General features: G+C 73.3%; 17 protein-coding genes and 1 riboswitch. Of the genes, 9 read left to right on the top strand and 8 right to left on the bottom strand.

The window, feature by feature from the left end; genetic code table 11:
* Positions 1–71: 71 nt before the first annotated feature.
* The 6 genes from DRB89_RS21620 (at position 72) to DRB89_RS21595 (ending at position 6,138) form a co-directional block, all read left to right on the top strand.
* Complete coding sequence (locus DRB89_RS21620) at positions 72–506, top strand: ATP-binding protein (RefSeq protein WP_239516275.1); 435 nt, start codon at positions 72–74, stop codon at positions 504–506.
* An 89-nt stretch (positions 507–595) separates the two neighbouring features.
* Positions 596–2,059 carry an FG-GAP-like repeat-containing protein gene (locus DRB89_RS21615; RefSeq protein WP_112452401.1) on the top strand — a complete coding sequence of 488 codons (1,464 nt, stop codon included), beginning with the start codon at positions 596–598 and terminating at the stop codon, positions 2,057–2,059.
* A 123-nt stretch (positions 2,060–2,182) separates the two neighbouring features.
* On the top strand, positions 2,183–2,824 hold the full coding sequence (locus DRB89_RS21610; RefSeq protein ID WP_112452402.1) for a class I SAM-dependent methyltransferase: 642 nt from the start codon (positions 2,183–2,185) through the stop codon (positions 2,822–2,824).
* Between the two features lie 202 nt (positions 2,825–3,026).
* Entirely contained in the window at positions 3,027–4,031 is a 1,005-nt protein-coding gene (locus DRB89_RS21605) for an N-acetylmuramoyl-L-alanine amidase (protein WP_204357914.1), read from the top strand.
* Positions 4,032–4,178: 147 nt separating this feature from the next.
* Entirely contained in the window at positions 4,179–4,991 is an 813-nt protein-coding gene (locus tag DRB89_RS21600) for a hypothetical protein (protein ID WP_112463391.1), read from the top strand.
* Positions 4,992–5,127: 136 nt separating this feature from the next.
* Entirely contained in the window at positions 5,128–6,138 is a 1,011-nt protein-coding gene (locus DRB89_RS21595; protein WP_112463390.1) for an LLM class F420-dependent oxidoreductase, read from the top strand.
* Positions 6,139–6,163: 25 nt separating this feature from the next.
* Here DRB89_RS21595 and DRB89_RS21590 read toward each other — a convergent pair whose 3' ends face one another.
* Together DRB89_RS21590 and DRB89_RS21585 are read right to left on the bottom strand one after the other, a co-directional pair.
* A complete protein-coding gene (locus tag DRB89_RS21590) occupies positions 6,164–6,616 on the bottom strand; it encodes a hypothetical protein (RefSeq protein ID WP_112451049.1) in 453 nt (150 codons plus the stop codon).
* Positions 6,617–6,676: 60 nt separating this feature from the next.
* Positions 6,677–7,321, bottom strand: coding sequence for a hypothetical protein (locus DRB89_RS21585; RefSeq protein ID WP_112451048.1), 645 nt, complete (start codon positions 7,319–7,321; stop codon positions 6,677–6,679).
* A gap of 113 nt (positions 7,322–7,434) precedes the next feature.
* Between DRB89_RS21585 and DRB89_RS21580 the strand changes: the two genes are divergently transcribed.
* Entirely contained in the window at positions 7,435–7,737 is a 303-nt protein-coding gene (locus tag DRB89_RS21580; protein ID WP_112451047.1) for a hypothetical protein, read from the top strand.
* A 118-nt stretch (positions 7,738–7,855) separates the two neighbouring features.
* Here DRB89_RS21580 and DRB89_RS21575 read toward each other — a convergent pair whose 3' ends face one another.
* The 3 genes from DRB89_RS21575 to DRB89_RS21565 all read right to left on the bottom strand — a co-directional run bounded on the left by DRB89_RS21575 (position 7,856) and on the right by DRB89_RS21565 (position 11,080).
* Positions 7,856–8,944: a prenyltransferase/squalene oxidase repeat-containing protein gene (locus tag DRB89_RS21575; protein WP_112451046.1), complete on the bottom strand. Its 1,089-nt coding sequence runs from the start codon at positions 8,942–8,944 to the stop codon at positions 7,856–7,858.
* Complete coding sequence (locus DRB89_RS21570; protein WP_112451045.1) at positions 8,941–9,687, bottom strand: class I SAM-dependent methyltransferase; 747 nt, start codon at positions 9,685–9,687, stop codon at positions 8,941–8,943. The genes DRB89_RS21575 and DRB89_RS21570 overlap by 4 nt, the downstream gene beginning before the upstream one ends.
* A 61-nt stretch (positions 9,688–9,748) precedes the next feature.
* Complete coding sequence (locus tag DRB89_RS21565) at positions 9,749–11,080, bottom strand: glycosyltransferase family 4 protein (RefSeq protein WP_112451044.1); 1,332 nt, start codon at positions 11,078–11,080, stop codon at positions 9,749–9,751.
* Between the two features lie 229 nt (positions 11,081–11,309).
* Here DRB89_RS21565 and DRB89_RS21560 point away from each other — a divergent pair, with 229 nt between their 5' ends.
* Entirely contained in the window at positions 11,310–11,981 is a 672-nt protein-coding gene (locus DRB89_RS21560; protein ID WP_112451043.1) for a TetR family transcriptional regulator, read from the top strand.
* Between the two features lie 48 nt (positions 11,982–12,029).
* Here DRB89_RS21560 and DRB89_RS21555 read toward each other — a convergent pair whose 3' ends face one another.
* From DRB89_RS21555 to DRB89_RS21545, 3 genes are all read right to left on the bottom strand, one after another.
* Positions 12,030–12,695 carry a hypothetical protein gene (locus tag DRB89_RS21555; RefSeq protein WP_162688677.1) on the bottom strand — a complete coding sequence of 222 codons (666 nt, stop codon included), beginning with the start codon at positions 12,693–12,695 and terminating at the stop codon, positions 12,030–12,032.
* Between the two features lie 181 nt (positions 12,696–12,876).
* Positions 12,877–13,110 carry a ferredoxin gene (locus DRB89_RS21550; protein WP_112451041.1) on the bottom strand — a complete coding sequence of 78 codons (234 nt, stop codon included), beginning with the start codon at positions 13,108–13,110 and terminating at the stop codon, positions 12,877–12,879.
* Entirely contained in the window at positions 13,110–14,582 is a 1,473-nt protein-coding gene (locus DRB89_RS21545; RefSeq protein WP_112451040.1) for an aldehyde dehydrogenase, read from the bottom strand. Before DRB89_RS21545 ends, DRB89_RS21550 begins: the two co-directional genes overlap by 1 nt.
* A 279-nt stretch (positions 14,583–14,861) precedes the next feature.
* Between DRB89_RS21545 and DRB89_RS21540 the strand changes: the two genes are divergently transcribed.
* On the top strand, positions 14,862–15,941 hold the full coding sequence (locus DRB89_RS21540; protein WP_112451039.1) for an MBL fold metallo-hydrolase: 1,080 nt from the start codon (positions 14,862–14,864) through the stop codon (positions 15,939–15,941).
* Between the two features lie 79 nt (positions 15,942–16,020).
* Positions 16,021–16,101: riboswitch (cobalamin riboswitch) on the top strand.

Here is a 16,101-nt window from a genome sequence, read left to right as displayed (position 1 = left end):
CCAAGTTCACGCGGTGCGGCGTTCGTTTCGGTCCATAGCCGAGCGTAACCACGCCGCTCCAGCCTGGTGGCATGAATCACACAACATGCCACTCCACCAGCGAAGTTGACGCCACCTACCGCATGGGCTTCACCGTCGGTGACCACTCCGCCCGGCACATGCGCCGCATCCTGCGCCTGTTCCTGACCCAGTGGGAGCTGACCGCACTGGCCGACGCCGCCGAGCTCGCGCTCACCGAGCTCGTCGCCAACGTCGTGCGGCACGTCCCCGGCCGGGACTGTGTCGTCCTCATCCTGCGGCAGCCGGACGGGCTGCGCGTCGAGGTGTCGGACGGCTGCCCGGCGCCCCCACGGGTGGCCCGTGAGGCGGGCGGCGGGGAGCTCTCGGAGAGCGGGCGCGGGATGCTGCTGGTCGAGGCGGTGGCCGACCGCTGGGGCACGGACCCGAAGCCCACCGGCAAGACGGTGTGGTTCGAGTGCGACGCCCCCGGCCCCGCCGACTCCTGAGGCCTGACACACACGGCGCGGATCCGTACAACCATTCGGCGAAATCGCCGGTCTACCTGGCGACTCCCTGCTGAATCGAAGGACCGTACATGCGCCCGTACCTGCGGAACACCCTCGCCATCCTCACCGTGGCCGCCGTCACCGGCGGCGGCCTGCTGCTGCCCGTCGCCTCGGCCTCGGCCGCCCCCGTGCCCGCCCCGGCCCCGAAGGCCGACTTCAACGGCGACGGCTTCGCGGACGTCGTCGTGGGCACGCCGGGCGCGGCGGTCGGCGAGGTCCGCGCGGCCGGCCAGGCCGTCGTGCTCTACGGGTCCGGCGCCGGACTGGCGCCGGCCAAGCGCCAGTTGCTCACCCAGGACTCGCCCGGCGTCCCCGGCGCTCCGGGGGCCGGGGACGCCTTCGGCAGCGTCAGCGCGGTCGGCGACTTCGACGGCGACGGCTTCTCCGACCTGGCGGTGACGGCCCGCGGCGAGTACAACAACGCCGGCCACCTCTCCGTCATCTGGGGGTCCAAGAACGGCCTGAGCAGCGGCGTCGCGCTCGCCGACCCCGACAAGCTCCCCGTCCAGACCCCGCAGAACCGGCGGATCTGGGGCGCGAAGCTCGTCGCCGGGGACTTCGACGGGGACGGCAAGGACGAGCTCGTCGTGGGCGCCGCGGCCAACGCGGCCGTGAACGGCACGCTCTACACCTACGAGAACATCGCCCGGACCGGCGCTCAGCCGGCGCCGGTGAAGACGGCGCTGGGCTTCCGCCTCACGTCCTCCTCCGAAGGCATCGCGGCCGGGGACGTGAACGGCGACGGCCATGACGACCTGGTACTGGCCGGCACCGCCAACAGCCTGAACCAGTACGTGCCCGGCAGCCCGGCCGGCCTGGTCCCGGCCGCCGCGAAGCCCGTCGGCCCCGGCGACGGCCAGGCCGTCGGCGACATCAACGGCGACGGGTACGGCGACATCGTCATCGGCAACCGGTACGGGGCCAAGGGCGGGCAGATCCTCGTCTCGTACGGTTCGGCGGCCGGCCCGTCCGCGACCCCGGTCGCGATCGACCAGGGCACGCCCGGGGTTCCCGGCGCGGACGAGCAGAACGACGGCTTCGGCGTCTCCCTCTCGTTCGGCGACGTCGACGGCGACGGCTACCAGGACCTGGCGGTCGGGGCCTACGGCGAGGCCCTCGACACGGTCACCCCCACCGGGACGACGTCGGTCTCGGTCGCCGGATCCGTGTTCCTCTTCCGGGGCTCGGCGGACGGCCTCGTCACGAAGACCGGCGTGCAGGCGATGTCCCGCAACAGCGCGGGCGTGCCCGGCGACGCCCGGCGGGCCGAGCAGTTCGGTGTCGAGGTCAAGCTGACGGACACCAACAAGGACGGCAAGGCGGACCTGATCGTCGGCGCGTCCGACGCGGACGGCGTCAACGCCGGCTCGGTCACCTACCTGCCGTCCAGCGGCACGAAGGTCGGCGGGACCGGCTCCCTGCAGATCGTCCCCGCCCAGGTCGGCCTGACCCCGTTCGGAGGCCTCTCCTTCGGCGCCCACTTCAACCACTGAGGGCCGGGGGGCACGGACGTGCGCGCCCGGCGACCCGGGCATGGTGCCTTACCCGCCGGTAAGGCACCATGGGGCGCCGGCGGACCCCGCCCCGCACACCCCATCCCCTTCTGGAGGAACGCCATGGCCACCCCCAAGCCGGAGACCCTCGCCGCCTTCGAGGCCGCCAAGGGGTTCATGCCCGTAGGGGAAGGGCTCGCCCTGTACGAGGCGGCCGCCGGGGCCGCGCGGCTCGGGCTGCCGCTGCTGGAGGTCGGGACCTACTGCGGGCGCTCCACGATCCTGCTCGCCGACGCCGCCCGCGAGGCCGGGGTCAGCGCGCTGACCGTCGACCACCACCGCGGCAGCGAGGAGCAGCAGCCGGGCTGGGAGTACCACGACCCGACGGTCGTGGACCCGGAGGTCGGCCTGATGGACACCCTGCCGACCTTCCGCCGGACCCTGCACCGGGCCGGTCTGGAGGAGCACGTCATCGCGATCGTCGGCCGCTCCCCGCAGGTCGCCGCCGCCTGGGGCGGCAAGCTCGGCCTGGTCTTCATCGACGGCGGGCACACCGACGAGCACGCCACGGGCGACTACGAGGGCTGGGCCCCGCACGTCGCCATGGGCGGCACGCTGGTGATCCACGACGTGTTCCCCGACCCGGCCGACGGCGGCCAGGCCCCGTACCGGATCCACCAGCGCGCCCTGGCCTCGGGCGCCTTCGAGGAGGTCTCGGTGACCGACTCCCTGCGCGTCCTGCGCCGCGTCGCCGAAGGCATCTGACCCGACCTCCGCCGGGCCCGGGCGCCGCGCCGGGCCCGGTCCCGTGTCCCGTACGGCGCCCATGTCCCGTACGGCGCCCCGGGCGCTCGGCGGCTCCGGCCCGAGGCCCCCGACCCCGCGAGCCCCCGGCATATAAGCGCACCGCGCCCCCGGATGGCCCAGGGTCCGTACGTACGACCGACCCTCGGTCTAGCATCGCCGGGTGCGCTACGAAGACAGCCCCCCGCCGCTCCCCGAGTCCGCCTCTTCCGTGAGCCCGGACCGGCCCTGGTACGCCCGCCGGTCCACCCTGGTCGTCGCGGCGGCCGCGCTCGCCCCGGCCTGCCTCGCGGGGTGGGTGCTGACCGAGGTGCTCGGCGGCGGCGGGACCGACGACTCCCGCCCGCCCCGGATCGTGATGCCGCTCGCCTCCCAGGTGTCTCCGGGCGCGGCCGCCGGCGCGGGCCCGGCCGCTTCCGCGAGCGCGTCCCCCTCGCCGGGTGCGAGCACGTCCGCCTCGGCGAGCGGCGGGTCGGCTTCCGCGGGCACGTCCCTCGCCGGCCGGGTCGTGGCCATCGACCCCGGCCACAACACCGGCAATTTCAAGCACACCAAAGAGATCAACCGCCAGGTGGACATCGGCACCAACCGCAAGGAGTGCGACACCACCGGCACGACCACCAACTCGGGCTACATGGAAGCCGAGTTCAGCATGGACGTCTCCAAGCGCCTGCGCACGATCCTGGAGGCCCAGGGCCTCAAGGTGGTCCTCACCCACGAGGCGGGCCCCGAACGCCCCTTCGGCCCGTGCATCGACGAGCGCGCCCGCATCGGCAACGCGGCCCAGGCCGAAGCCGTCGTCTCGGTCCACGCGGACGGGGTCTCGGCCGGCAGCCGCGGCTTCCACGTCATCCTCCCGGCCAAGGTCAAGGGCGGCGGCGCCGACACCGCGAAGATCGTCGAGCCGTCCCGGCAGCTCGGCGAGCGGATCGCCGGGAACTTCGCGCGCACCACCGGTTCGGCCCCCGCCAACTACCTCGGCAGCGGTACCGGATTGGTGGTCCGCGACGATCTCGGCGGACTGAACCTGTCGACCCGCCCCAAGGTGTTCGTCGAATGCGGCAACATGCGTGACGCCAAGGACGCGGCGCAGCTGTCGAGTCCGGAGTGGCGGCAGAAAGCGGCCCAGGGCATCGCGGACGGCATCGTCGGGTTCCTCGGCGGGTAGCCCCAACGGGCCGCCTTCCGGGGCGGCCCGCAGCCCCGACCCTCTCGGCCGCGGTGGACCTCCGTACCATGGTGCCGCCCGCCCACTCCGTCATGGCGTGCGACCACGGCACCACGAGACGACGAGACCGAGAAGGACACCTAAGACGTGAATATCCGCTCCCTCACTCGAGGCGACGGCGTGGTGATCGGAGCAGCGGTACTGCTGTTCATCGCCTCGTTCCTCGATTTCTACTCCGCGACCAGCATCGACACCCCGAGCGTGTGGGACACCGACGCCTACCGGCTGGCGCTCCCGAGCATCTTCCTGCTCGCCTTCATCGCGGTCGGGCTGCTCCTCACCGCCCGCTTCCAGCCCGCGGGCCGCCAGCTCCTCGGCATCCCGTTCCAGGCCTGGGGCGCCGTGCTCGCCGTGTCGGCCGCCTGGTCCGCACTGTGGGCCCTGATCACCTGCCCGACCGGGATCGACCTGGGCGCGGGAGCCGTCCTCGCCTTCCTCGCCACCGCGGCGCTGGCCGGCGTGACCCTGTTCGGCGCCAAGATCCCCGCGCTCGCCGGCCAGCTGGTCCCGGACCCGAAGCCCGCGGCCGCGGCCGTCCCGCCGTACGGCGGAGCGCCCCAGCAGCCGGGTGCCGGCTACGGCTACCCGGGCGGCCAGGAGCCGCAGCCGTACGGGGCCGCCCCGCAGCCGGTCCCGCCCTACGGCGGCTCCCCGGAACCCACCCCGGCCCCCGTCCCCCAGGACTCGGCGCCGGCGGCGGACTTCACCCCGTTCTGGTTCGCCGTGCCGGTGGCCCGCCCCCTCTTCGCGGAGGACGGCAACCCCGCTCCGATCGCGGAGCTGGCGCCGGGCACCTGGTACCTGGCCGTGGAGCAGCGCGGTCAGGCCACGCTGATCGCGCAGACCCAGGACGGCCGTCGCGGCGTCCTGAACGACACCTCGGGCATCCAGCGCGGCTGACCCCGCGCACGACCCGGCGCCACGCCACAGCGGCCCCCCGCCCTTCCGGGCGGGGGGCCGTTGCCCTACAGTCACCTGACGCATCGTCAGATATGACTGACCCGGCCTCGCGCCGGCATCGCGGAGGGGACCGTACATGCGCCTCGGACTCGCACTCGGCTACTGGGGCCGCGGCCCCAACCCGGACCACCTCGACCTCGCCGCCGAAGCCGAGAACCTCGGCTACGACTCGGTGTGGACCGCCGAGGCCTGGGGCTCGGACGCCTTCACCCCGCTCACCTGGATCGCCGCACACACCTCGCGCATCCGCCTGGGCACCGCCATCGCCCAGATGGCCGCCCGCACCCCCACCGCCACCGCGATGCAGGCGCTGACCCTGGACCACCTCTCCGGCGGCCGGATGATGCTCGGCCTCGGCCTGTCCGGCCCCCAGGTCGTCGAGGGCTGGTACGGGCGCCCCTTCCCCTCCAGCCCGCTGACGGCGACCCGCGAGTACGTGGACGTCATCCGCCAGGTGCTGCGCCGCGAGGCCCCCGTCGCGCTGGACGGCCGCTTCCACAGCCACCCGTACCGGGGCGCCGACGGCACCGGCATCGGCAAGCCGCTCAAGCCCATCACCCACCCGCTGCGCGCGGACCTGCCGGTCCTGCTCGGCGCGGAAGGCCCCAAGAACATCGCCCAGACCACCCGCATCGCGGACGGCTGGCTCCCCCTGTACTGGTCGCCGACCCGCACCGACGTCTACCAGGCCTCGCTGGCCGACCTCCCCGAGGGGTTCATGATCGCCCCGATGGCGCGGGCCAAGGTCTGCGACGACGTCACCGAGGGGCTGCTCCCGGTGAAGGCGATGCTCGGCTTCTACATCGGCGGCATGGGGCACGCGGCCCGCAACTTCCACGCCGACCTGATGGGGCGGATGGGCTACGAGGAGGAGGCGCACCGGATCCAGGAGCTGTTCCTCGCCGGGCGCAAGGAGGAGGCGGTCATGGCCGTCCCGGACGCCTTCGCCGACGAGATCTCCCTGGTCGGCCCCCGGGAGCGGATCGCGGAACGCCTCGAACTGTGGCGCAAGGGCCCGGTCACCGACCTGCTCGTGACGGCACCGGACCCGCACACGCTGCGGGTGCTGGCGGAGCTGAACAGCTAGTGCTGTGACCTGCGCCGGCCGGGCCCTAGGGGATCTCGGGGCCCGGGCCCGGCTCCGGCTCCGGGTCCGGCTCCGGGTCCGCCTGCGGGAGGGCGGCGGCCAGCTCGCGCAGGTCCAGCGGCATCACGGCGATCTCGATGCTGCCGGTGCCGGTGCCGGCGGTGCCGGGCTCCGCGTACGCGCAGGTCACGATCCGCGAGCCGGGGTTGATGGAAATGCCCTCCTTCACGGAGGGCACCCGCACGGCCGTGGACCGGCCGTCGGCGAGGAGCACGGGCTCGCCCCGGCGGGGCACCCAGCGGACCGCGCCCGGGTCCGCGTACACCCTGCCCATGCGCCAGCGGCCCCGGCCGGCGGGCTGCCGGGCCATGCAGGGGATGCCGGCGACGGGCCCGGCGGCCTGGCGCCGGCGCTGCTTGCGGCGGACCAGCCAGCCGGTTCCGGCGGCCGCGCCGGCGAGGAACACGTACTCGATCACCGGTCCATTGAAACAGGCCGGACCGGTGATCCGGCCCGGCCAGTCTCCGGGGGTGCGGGGTCAGCCCGTCAGCTGGCCCGCGCTCGGGATCTTGTCCGTCACCGTGGCTCCGGCGCTCTTCCCGGCGTCCTTGACGCCGTTGATGATGTCCTCGAAGGCGCCGATGTCGGAGTCCCCGGCCTGGCCCTTGCGCAGCTTGGAGCCGAGGCCCTTGAGGGAGTCGATGCCCGCCGTCAGCGGGCCCACGGCCTTCGACAGCAGCGGGTCGCCCTTGGCGTTCTCGCTCGCGGCCTTCAGCCGGTTGTAGGCGAAGGCGCCCGCGAGGCCCGCCTTGACGAGCGCGAAGGTGCGGCCCTTGGTGCCCTTCTTGAACTTGCCCGCGCGGTACGGCTTGATGATCCACTGGTACGTGGCGCCGGCCGCGAGTCCGGCGTTGGCCACGAAGCGCGCCTTGGCGAACTTCTGCTTCTCCGCCTCGGTGCTGGGCGAGGGCGAGGCGGCGGCCGCCTCCGCGTCCTCGGCCGAGGCGGCGGCGTCGGCCTCGGCGAACGCGGCCATGGCCACCGAGATCTCGTCGCTCTGGCCGGCGGCGGCGTCGTTGCCGCCGCCCGAGCCGCAGGCGGTGGCCCCGCCGAGCAGTGCGCAGGACAGCAGCACCGCGGTGAGGCCGCGACGGAATCGGACGGTTCGGGTGGGTACGGACACGGGTTGCCTCCGGGGACTCAGGGGTCTCCCGCAGCCTCACCCCGGGCGCACGGCTGCGCCACCTGGGGGATCCGTTCGGGTTTACCGGGCCCGGAATCGGCAACACGCGGACCATGCCCACACATACGCGAGTGCACACCAGAGGAAGCAGCCAGGCGGGCCGCGCCGTCGCGGTCGTGGCGGACGTCATGGCCTTCGTGATCGGCCTGTGGATCCTGCTGTACCTGCTGGACGCCAACCAGGGGAACGCCCTGGTGGACTTCATCCACGACGCGGCGACCTGGCTGGCCGGCTGGTCCTACGACCTGTTCACCTTCGACCGCGAATGGATCCAGGTGGTCGTCGGCTACGGCATCGCGGCCGTCGCCTACCTGGTCGTCGGCCACGCCATCGCGGGCCGCCTGTACCGCCGCTGACGCCCGCTCATCGGCGCACACCCGCGGCCGCGGCCGCCCGTCACCACCGAACTTCCGTCACCGCCGCACGCCCGTCGCTCGTCCCCCGGCCGGGCCGGGGGACGGGCGGTCACCGGTCTCAGGCGCAGCAGTCCGGCTCCAGGCCGGCCGGCAGGGTCAGCCCGCCGAAGACGACGCCCGTGGCCTCGTCCCCGCCCAGCGCGGCGACCGCGAGGAGCAGCGAGCCCGCCGTCCACGTCGTCTGCTCGACGGGCCAGACCGCCCGGTCCTTGAAGACGTAACCGGTCCAGTACATGCCGTTCTCGGCCCGCAGGTGCCCGACGGAGCGCAGGATCTCCAGCGCCCGGTCGGACTCCCCCGTCGCCCAGAGCGCGAGCGCGAGCTCGCAGGATTCCCCGCCCGTCACCCAGGGGTTGGGCAGCACGCAGCGCACGCCCAGGTCCGGGACGACGAACTCGTCCCACCGCTCCTCGATGCGCGCCTTGGCCTGCGCGCCGGTGAGCGCGCCGCCCAGGACCGGGTAGTACCAGTCCATGGAGTAGTGGGACTTGTCGAGGAACCGCTCCGGGTGGCGGCGTATCGCGTGTCCGAGGGCGCCCGCGGCCAGCTCCCAGTCCGGCTGCGGCTCGCCCCGGTGCTCGGCGATGGCCAGCGCGCAGCGCAGCGCCTGGTGGATGGAGGAGGACCCGGTCAGCAGGGCGTCGCGGACGTCCTCGCCGGACGGCTCGCGCTTCCAGCCGATCTCGCCGCCGGGCTGCTGGAGCCGCAGGACGAACTCCACGGCCGCGTACACGGCCGGCCACATGCGGTCGAGGAAGGCGTCGTCCCCGGTGGACAGGTGGTGGTGCCAGGCGCCGACGGCTATGTACGCGACGAAGTTCGTCTCCCGGCTCGCGTCCTGCGGCGCGTGGGTGTCGACCCCGTCCTCGCGGTCCGCGTAGGCGGCGAACCAGGAGCCGTCCTCGTTCTGGTGGCGCGCGAGCCAGTCGTACGCACGCTCCGCGGCCTCGTGCTCGCCCGCCGCGTCCAGCGCCATGGCGGCCTCGGTGTGGTCCCACGGGTCGAGGTGGTGGCCGCGGAACCACGGGATCGCCCCGTCCGCGCGCTGCGCGGCGAGGATCCCGGCGACCGTGGCGGCGGCCTGATCGGCGGTCAGCACGCCGTCCAGGACGAGGTGCTCGGGTGCGGTGCGCCCGGGCGAGCTCACTTCTCGGCGCCCGCGGCCGCGCCCACGGGCAGGTGCGGCTTGGTCGCGTAGGCGACGAAGCTCTTGCCGATGACCGGGTTGAGGGCCTGCTCCGCCAGCCGCGTGGCCAGCGGCTTCTTCATGATGTCCCAGACCAGGAGCTTGTGGTACGCCTTGACGGGCAGGACCTTGTCGTTGTCGACGCCGAAGGCGCACTTGAGCCACCAGTACGGCGAGTGCAGGCCGTGCGCGTGGTGCGTGCCGTACGGCTTGAGGCCGGCGGCCTCCATCTTGCCGAGCAGCTCGTCGCCCTTGTAGATGCGGATGTGGCCGCCCTCGACCTCGTGGTAGGCGTCGGAGAGCGCCCAGCAGATCTTCTCGGGTCCGTAGCGCGGCACGGTGATGGCGATGCGTCCGCCGGGCTTCAGGACGCGGACCATCTCGGCGAGGACGCCCTTGTCGTCGGGGATGTGCTCCATCACCTCGGAGATGATGACGACGTCGAAGGAGTCGTCGGGGAAGGGCAGGGCGAGGGCGTCGCCCTCCATCGCGGTGGCGGTGGCGCCGGCCGGGGCCTCGCCGGCCTCCTTCATCGCGGCGAACCACTTGGCGACCTCGCGGATCTCCTCGCCGTTGCGGTCGAGGGCGACCACCTGGGCGCCTCGCCGGTAGCACTCGAAGGCGTGCCGGCCTGCGCCGCAGCCCAGATCGAGTACGCGGTCGCCTGCGGCGAGCGGGAACCGGGAGAAATCGACGGTCAGCACGTGGTCCTGCCTTCGCGGTCGCGGGGGTGAGAGGGGAACTGCATCGGACGGAAGGTGAAGGTCACCGGGTGCCGCGGCCACGGGAGTCGGCCGAGGCCTTCGCGGCCCGCTCCATGGCGGCGCGGTAGTGCACGACGGTGCCCTCGGCGGCCTTGGCCCAGGTGAAGCGGGCCAGCACGCGCTCGCGGCCGGCGGCGCCGAGTCCGGCGCGCAGCTCGGGGTCGCCGAGCAGCCGGGCGAGGGCCGTGGCCAGCGCGCCCGCGTCGCCGGGCGGGACCGCGAGGCAGGTCTCGCCGTCGGGGCCCGTGACCTCGGGGATCGCGCCGCCGGTGGTGGCGACCAGCGGGGTGCCGGTGGCCATGGCCTCGGCGGCCGGGAGCGAGAAGCCCTCGTAGAGGGAGGGGACGCAGGCGACCTGCGCGCTGCGCACGAGGTCGACGAGTTCGGCGTCGGTGATGCCCTTGACGAATCGGACGGCGTCCTGGAGCCCGTACGTCTCGATGGCGCGGGCGACCGGGCCCTTCTCGGCGCGCTTGCCGACGACGACGAGGTGGGCGTCGGGCTGTTCGGTACGGAGCTTCGCGAGCGCCTCGACGAGGTGGACGAGCCCCTTGAGCGGGACGTCGGCGCTGGAGGTCGTCACGATCCGCCCGGGCACCTCGGCCACGGAGGCGTCGGGCGACCACAGGTCGGTGTCGGCGCCGATGTGGACGACGTGGATGCGCTCGCCCTGGACGCCGAGGTGGTCGGCGATCTCCTGCTTGGAGGAGCCGGAGACGGTGAGGACGGAGGACAGGCGGCGGGCGACGCGGCCCTGCATGCGCGTGAATCCGTACCAACGCCGCACGGAGGCGCGCTTCTTGCGGTCCTTGGCGGCGGCCAGGTCCAGTTCGCGGTCGACGGTGATGGGGTGGTGGATGGTGGTGACCAACGGAGCGCCCAGCTCGCCCAACAGCCCGTACCCGAGGGTCTGGTTGTCGTGGATGACGTCGAACTCGCCCGCGCGGGCGGCCAGGTGGCGGCGGGCGCGCAGCGAGAAGGTCAGCGGTTCGGGAAACCCGCCGGTCCACATGGTGGCGACCTCGACGGCGTCGATCCAGTCCCGGTACTCGCCGCGCTTGGGCGTCCGGAACGGGTCGGGGCTGCGGTAGAGGTCGAGGCTCGGGAGCTCGGTGAGCGTGGCGCCGGTGTCGAGGACCGGGTAGGGCTGCGCGCCGATCACCTCGACGGAGTGGCCCAGCTTCACGAGCTCGCGCGAGAGGTGCCGGACGTAGACGCCCTGGCCACCGCAGAACGGGTTCCCCTTATAGGTGAGGAGCGCGATCCGCAACGGACGGCTGCCGTCGGCGGGTGAACCCGTGAAAGGGCTCGTCACCATGGCCTCAGCGGTCACTCTCGGCCCCCTTCTCCCTGCACTTTCGCCGGAGCGTAACCGCTCGGATAATGTAGAACAAGTTTCAGACTTGATCCGTTGAAGACCATTGAATCTACCGGCCGGAAACCACACCGTAAGAGGGGTGGCAGGTGATTCGCGCCACGGCTCGGGCGCCTGCCATGCTGGCGCGCAGCAGCCCCCGCACCACCCCACCCGCACGAACAGGGAACGCCTTGGAACGGGACAGATGACAGCGGAAGCGAAGGCCGTGACCCCAGCCGTCACCACACCGGCGTCCCCGCCCTTGACGGAGCGTCAGGAGGCGCGGCGCAGGCGGATCCTGCACGCCAGCGCGCAGCTGGCCAGCCGGGGCGGCTTCGACGCCGTGCAGATGCGGGAGGTCGCGGAGTCCTCCAGCGTCGCGCTGGGCACCCTCTACCGCTACTTCCCCTCCAAGGTGCACCTGCTCGTCGCCACCATGCAGGACCAGCTCCAGCACATGCACACGACGCTGCGCAAGCGCCCGCCGGCCGGGGACGAGCCCGCGGCGCGGGTCGCCGAGACCCTGATGCGCGCCTTCCGCGCGCTCCAGCGGGAGCCGCACCTCGCGGACGCGATGGTGCGCGCGCTGACGTTCGCGGACCGCAGCGTGAGCCCCGAGGTGGACACGGTGTCCCGGCTGACGACGGCGATCATCCTGGACGCGATGGGCCTGGACGCCCCGCCGACGGCGGAGCAGCTCTCCGCGGTCCGGGTGATCGAGCACACCTGGCACTCGGCGCTGATCACCTGGCTGTCGGGCCGGGCCTCGATCGCCCAGGTGAAGATCGACATCGAGACGGTCTGCCGCCTGATCGACCTCACGGCCCCGGAGGCGCAGCCGTCGGCGACGCCCCCGGCGGAACCGAAAAAGGCCTGATCCCGCCGTATCGCACGTTCCACTCCGTGGAACGGGGCCGGCGCGGGGCTACTGCCCGGGGTCGTCCTTGAAGGCCTCTTCCATCTCCGCCTCCGTGAAGCGGCCCTCGCACGCCTGGTCCGTCGCCATGAAGGACAGCATGTCGGGCATGCCCAGGCCGGAGCCCTTGCCGGCGGAGAAGTCGTAGCGGCGGGCGAACAGCGTCCAGCCCTGCTTGGTCAGCGGCGTATGGGTGAGCATGTCGTGCTGCATGCGCTCGCCGCGCTCCCAGCCGCGCTGTTCCAGCCCCGTGATCGTGGCCTCGTACGCCTTCACGGTGTCGGGCAGCCGCTCCATCGTCTGCCAGGGGGCCACGCAGGCCAGCATCGCCGCCCTGCGCTTCTCCTTGTCCGTGGCCGGCTCCCCCGCGGACGGGGACACGATGTCGGACGGGTCGGGCTCGGCCAGCCCGGCCGCCGCCGTGGCCGCGGCGATGTCGGCCGCGGCCTGCTCCCTGCCGAAGGGGCCAGCGGGCGCGGCGGAGCCGGTCGGCGCCTTCGCCCCCGGCGACGCCGGCGGCGAGGCCGGCGGCGAGGCCGGCGGCGAGGCCGGCGGCGAGGCCGGCGGCGAGGCGGACTCCGCCGCGGGCGGGGCGCCCGCGGGGGCTCCGCTCTCGCACCCCGTCACCAGCAGCGCCCCGAGCACCGCTCCCGCCAACCGAACGCTCCTGCGCATACCGCTCGTTCCCCACCCTCACCACGCCGCCCGGTCACGTGCGCCGGGCGGTCGTGGCAGGAGTCTCACACACCCGCACGTGCGGGCCGACACCGGCCGACACCGGCCGAATCCGGCCCCGCCGGCGTGCGAGGCGCAGGGGTTTCGAGGCCCAGGGGTCCGGGAGCCGGTCCCCGCCACCTCACTCCTCCGGCGGGAACACCGCCTCGCCGCTGCCCAGCATCGTGATCATGATGGCTTCGACCGGGCAGCCCTCGGCCGCCGTGAGGACCGGCTCGTTCGCGTCCGTCTCCGCCGCCCGCGGGTGGGACTGGCGCGCCGTGTCGAGGGCGAAGCCGTCCGGGGCGTGGTTCACGCACATCCCCGAGCCGATGCAGACCCCCCGGTCCACCTCGACGTGCCACCGGTCACCCATCAGGCGCCGGCCGCGGGCGGTTCGTACCCGGCCGGGAGGTGGATCATCTTGTGCTCCAGGTACTCGCTCAGCCCCTCCGGGCCGAACTCCCGCCCGACGCCGCTGTTCTTGTAGCCGCCGAACGGGCCGAGCATGTCGAGGCTGAAGGTGTTCACGTTGAAGGTGCCGGTGCGCACCTGGCGCGCGAAGTCGACGCCGTGCTCGACGTCCCCGGTCCAGACGCTGCCGCTCAGCCCGAACTCCGAGTCGTTGGCGATCCGCAGGGCCTCCTGCTCGTCCCCGTACGGGATCAGGCAGACGACCGGGCCGAAGATCTCCTCGCGGGCGATCCGCATCGAGTTGTCGACGTCTCCGAAGAGGGTCGGCTCCACGTACCAGCCCTGGTCCAGGCCCGCCGGGCGGCCGCCGCCGGAGAGGACCTTGGCGCCCTCCTCCTGGCCGATCCGGATGAAGTCGAGGGAGCGCTGCTGCTGCCGCTTGGCGACCAGCGGGCCGAGCTGCGTCGCGGGGTCCATCGGGTCGCCGACGACCAGCGCCCCGGCCGCGGCGGCCAGCGCCTCGGCGATCTCCGCGTAGCGGCTGCGCGGGGCCAGGACGCGGGTCTGGGCCACGCACGCCTGGCCGTTGTTCATCCAGGCGGCCGGGACGATGCCCGCGATGGCGGTGTCCAGGTCGGCGTCCGGGAGGACGACGGCGGCGGACTTGCCGCCCAGTTCGAGGGTGACGCGGGTGAGGTTGCGCGAGGCGACCTCCATGACGCGCCGGCCGGCTCCGACGGAGCCGGTGAAGGCGACCTTGTCGACGCCGGGGTGGCCGACCAGGTACTCGCTGACCTCGCGGTCGGCGGGCAGGATCGACAGCACGCCCTCGGGCAGCCCGGCCTCGCGGGCGATGTCGGCGAGGATGTAGGAGTCGAGGACCGCCTCGGGCGACGGCTTGAGGATGACCGTGCAGCCGGTCAGCAGCGCGGGCGCCAGTTTGGCGGCGGCGACGAACTGCGGGACGTTCCACGGGATGACGGCGGCGACGACGCCGACCGCCTCGCGCCGGACGAGGATGTTGCCGAGGGCGCCCTTGCGGTACTCCTCGTACGGGTAGGAGCGGGCGACGGTGATCGCGGCGTCGTAGACCATCATCGGGCCGAGCGCCTGGGCGAGGATGCTCCAGGAGTACGGGGACCCGTTCTGGGAGCTGATCGAGGCGGCGATCTCCTCGTGGCGGACGGCTATCGCGTCCTTGATGCGGGTGACGACGGCGATCCGCTCCTCGAGCGAGGTGCGCGGCCACGGGCCTTCGTCGAAGGCCTTGCGGGCGACGGCCACGGCCCGGTCCACGTCCGCCTTCGAGGCGTGCGGGACGCTGCCGATGACCTGCTCGGTGTGGGGGGAGACGACCTGGATCGTCTCGGAGCCCAGCGGATCCGTCCACTCCCCGCCGATGAGCAGTTGTCCGTGTTCCACGAGCTCGGTCATGGCTGATGCCTCCTGCGGCTTGGCGTTCCAGAACTGATACCAGTTCTAGTTCTAGGAGTCCACGGCCCTGACCGAACCGCGTGGTTCGACACTCCGAAGATCGAACGACTAGTCAGGAAGCCCTGAAGGTGGTCGACTTGGGCGACCATTGCAACACGTTCTCGTTGGCACGGTCTTGTCGGCACGGCCCCGTTGGCACGGCCCAGTCGGCACGGACCTGTCGGCACGGCCTCGTTGGCACGGCCTCCTCGGCACGGCCTCGTGAGAGTGGAGCCCTTCATGGCAGAGGACACGGCACAGGCCGACGCGCCCCGCGTCGACGGCCCCCACGTCACCGACCACGGCGGCGGCGTGTGGGCCGTCAAGGTGCCCATCCCCGACAACCCGCTCGGCCACACCCTCGTCCACGTCCTCGACACCGACCGCGGCCCGGTCCTCATCGACACCGGCTGGGACGACCCCGAGTCCTGGGACACCCTCGTCGCCGGCCTCGGCGCCCTGTCCATCGCCGTCGCGGACGTCCACGGCGTGGTCATCACCCACCACCACCCCGACCACCACGGCCTGTCCGGCCAGGTCCGCGAGGCCTCCGGCGCCTGGATCGCCATGCACGCCGCCGACACCGAGATCGTCGTGCGGACCCGGTCCTCCGAACCCGGCGTCTGGTTCGACTACATGAGCGAGAAGCTGGCCACCGCCGGAGCCCCCGAGGAGCACATCGCCCCGCTGCGCGCCGCCCGCGCGAGCGGCCGCACGCACACCCTGCCCGGGCTGTCGGCCGCCGTCCCCGACCGGGAGATCGTCCCCGGCGAGCTGCTGCCGCTGGCCGGCCGCCGGCTGCGGGCCATCTGGACCCCGGGGCACACCCCCGGCCACGTCTGCCTGCACCTGGAGGAGAAGCACCCGGCGAACCTGCCCGGCAACGGCCGCCTCTTCTCCGGCGACCACCTGCTGCCCGGGATCTCCCCGCACATCGGCCTCTACGAGGACCCCTCCTCCGAGCGGGCCACCGACCCCCTCGGCGACTACCTCGACTCCCTCGAACGCATCGGCCGCCTCCAGCCGGCCGAGGTGCTCCCGGCCCACCAGTACGCCTTCACCGACGCGCAGGGCCGCGTGCGGGAACTCCTGGACCACCACGAGGATCGGCTGACCGGGCTGTGGGAGCTGCTCGCCGAGCCGCTGACCCCGTGGGGGCTGGCCGAGCGGATGGAGTGGAACCGGCCCTGGGAGCAGATCCCGTACGGCTCCCGCAACATCGCCGTCTCGGAAGCGGAAGCCCACCTGCGCAGGCTCGTGAAGCAGGGCCGCGCGGAGGCGGTGCCGGGCAGCGCCCCGGTCTCCTACCGCGCCCTGTAAGGGGCTCTGCCAGGCGGCGCCACCAGGCCCGCGGGCTACGGGCCGGTAGAGTACGGGCGTCGTCCACACTTCCGTACGGGGGGAAGCCGGTGCAATTCCGGCGCTGACCCGCAACCGTGACCCTCCCCCGGCACCGCCGGGGCGGGGAGCCGGACTGCCC

Source organism: Streptomyces sp. ICC4, assembly GCF_003287915.1.
GTDB classification, from domain to species: Bacteria; Actinomycetota; Actinomycetes; order Streptomycetales; family Streptomycetaceae; genus Streptomyces; species Streptomyces tritrimontium.
The sequence above is the reverse complement of the archived record's forward strand: the minus strand, read 5'-3'. Positions and strand labels throughout refer to the sequence as shown.

What these genes read in the sequence shown, in the direction of transcription:
- DRB89_RS21620 (WP_239516275.1), top strand. Translation starts at nt 72, where the DNA reads ATGAATCACACAACATGCCACTCCACCAGCGAAGTTGACGCCACCTAC.
- DRB89_RS21615 (WP_112452401.1), top strand. Translation starts at nt 596, where the DNA reads ATGCGCCCGTACCTGCGGAACACCCTCGCCATCCTCACCGTGGCCGCC.
- DRB89_RS21610 (WP_112452402.1), top strand. Translation starts at nt 2,183, where the DNA reads ATGGCCACCCCCAAGCCGGAGACCCTCGCCGCCTTCGAGGCCGCCAAG.
- DRB89_RS21595 (WP_112463390.1), top strand. Translation starts at nt 5,128, where the DNA reads ATGCGCCTCGGACTCGCACTCGGCTACTGGGGCCGCGGCCCCAACCCG.
- DRB89_RS21580 (WP_112451047.1), top strand. Translation starts at nt 7,435, where the DNA reads ATGCCCACACATACGCGAGTGCACACCAGAGGAAGCAGCCAGGCGGGC.
- DRB89_RS21560 (WP_112451043.1), top strand. Translation starts at nt 11,310, where the DNA reads ATGACAGCGGAAGCGAAGGCCGTGACCCCAGCCGTCACCACACCGGCG.
- DRB89_RS21555 (WP_162688677.1), bottom strand. Translation starts at nt 12,695, where the DNA reads ATGCGCAGGAGCGTTCGGTTGGCGGGAGCGGTGCTCGGGGCGCTGCTG.
- DRB89_RS21550 (WP_112451041.1), bottom strand. Translation starts at nt 13,110, where the DNA reads ATGGGTGACCGGTGGCACGTCGAGGTGGACCGGGGGGTCTGCATCGGC.
- DRB89_RS21545 (WP_112451040.1), bottom strand. Translation starts at nt 14,582, where the DNA reads ATGACCGAGCTCGTGGAACACGGACAACTGCTCATCGGCGGGGAGTGG.
- DRB89_RS21540 (WP_112451039.1), top strand. Translation starts at nt 14,862, where the DNA reads ATGGCAGAGGACACGGCACAGGCCGACGCGCCCCGCGTCGACGGCCCC.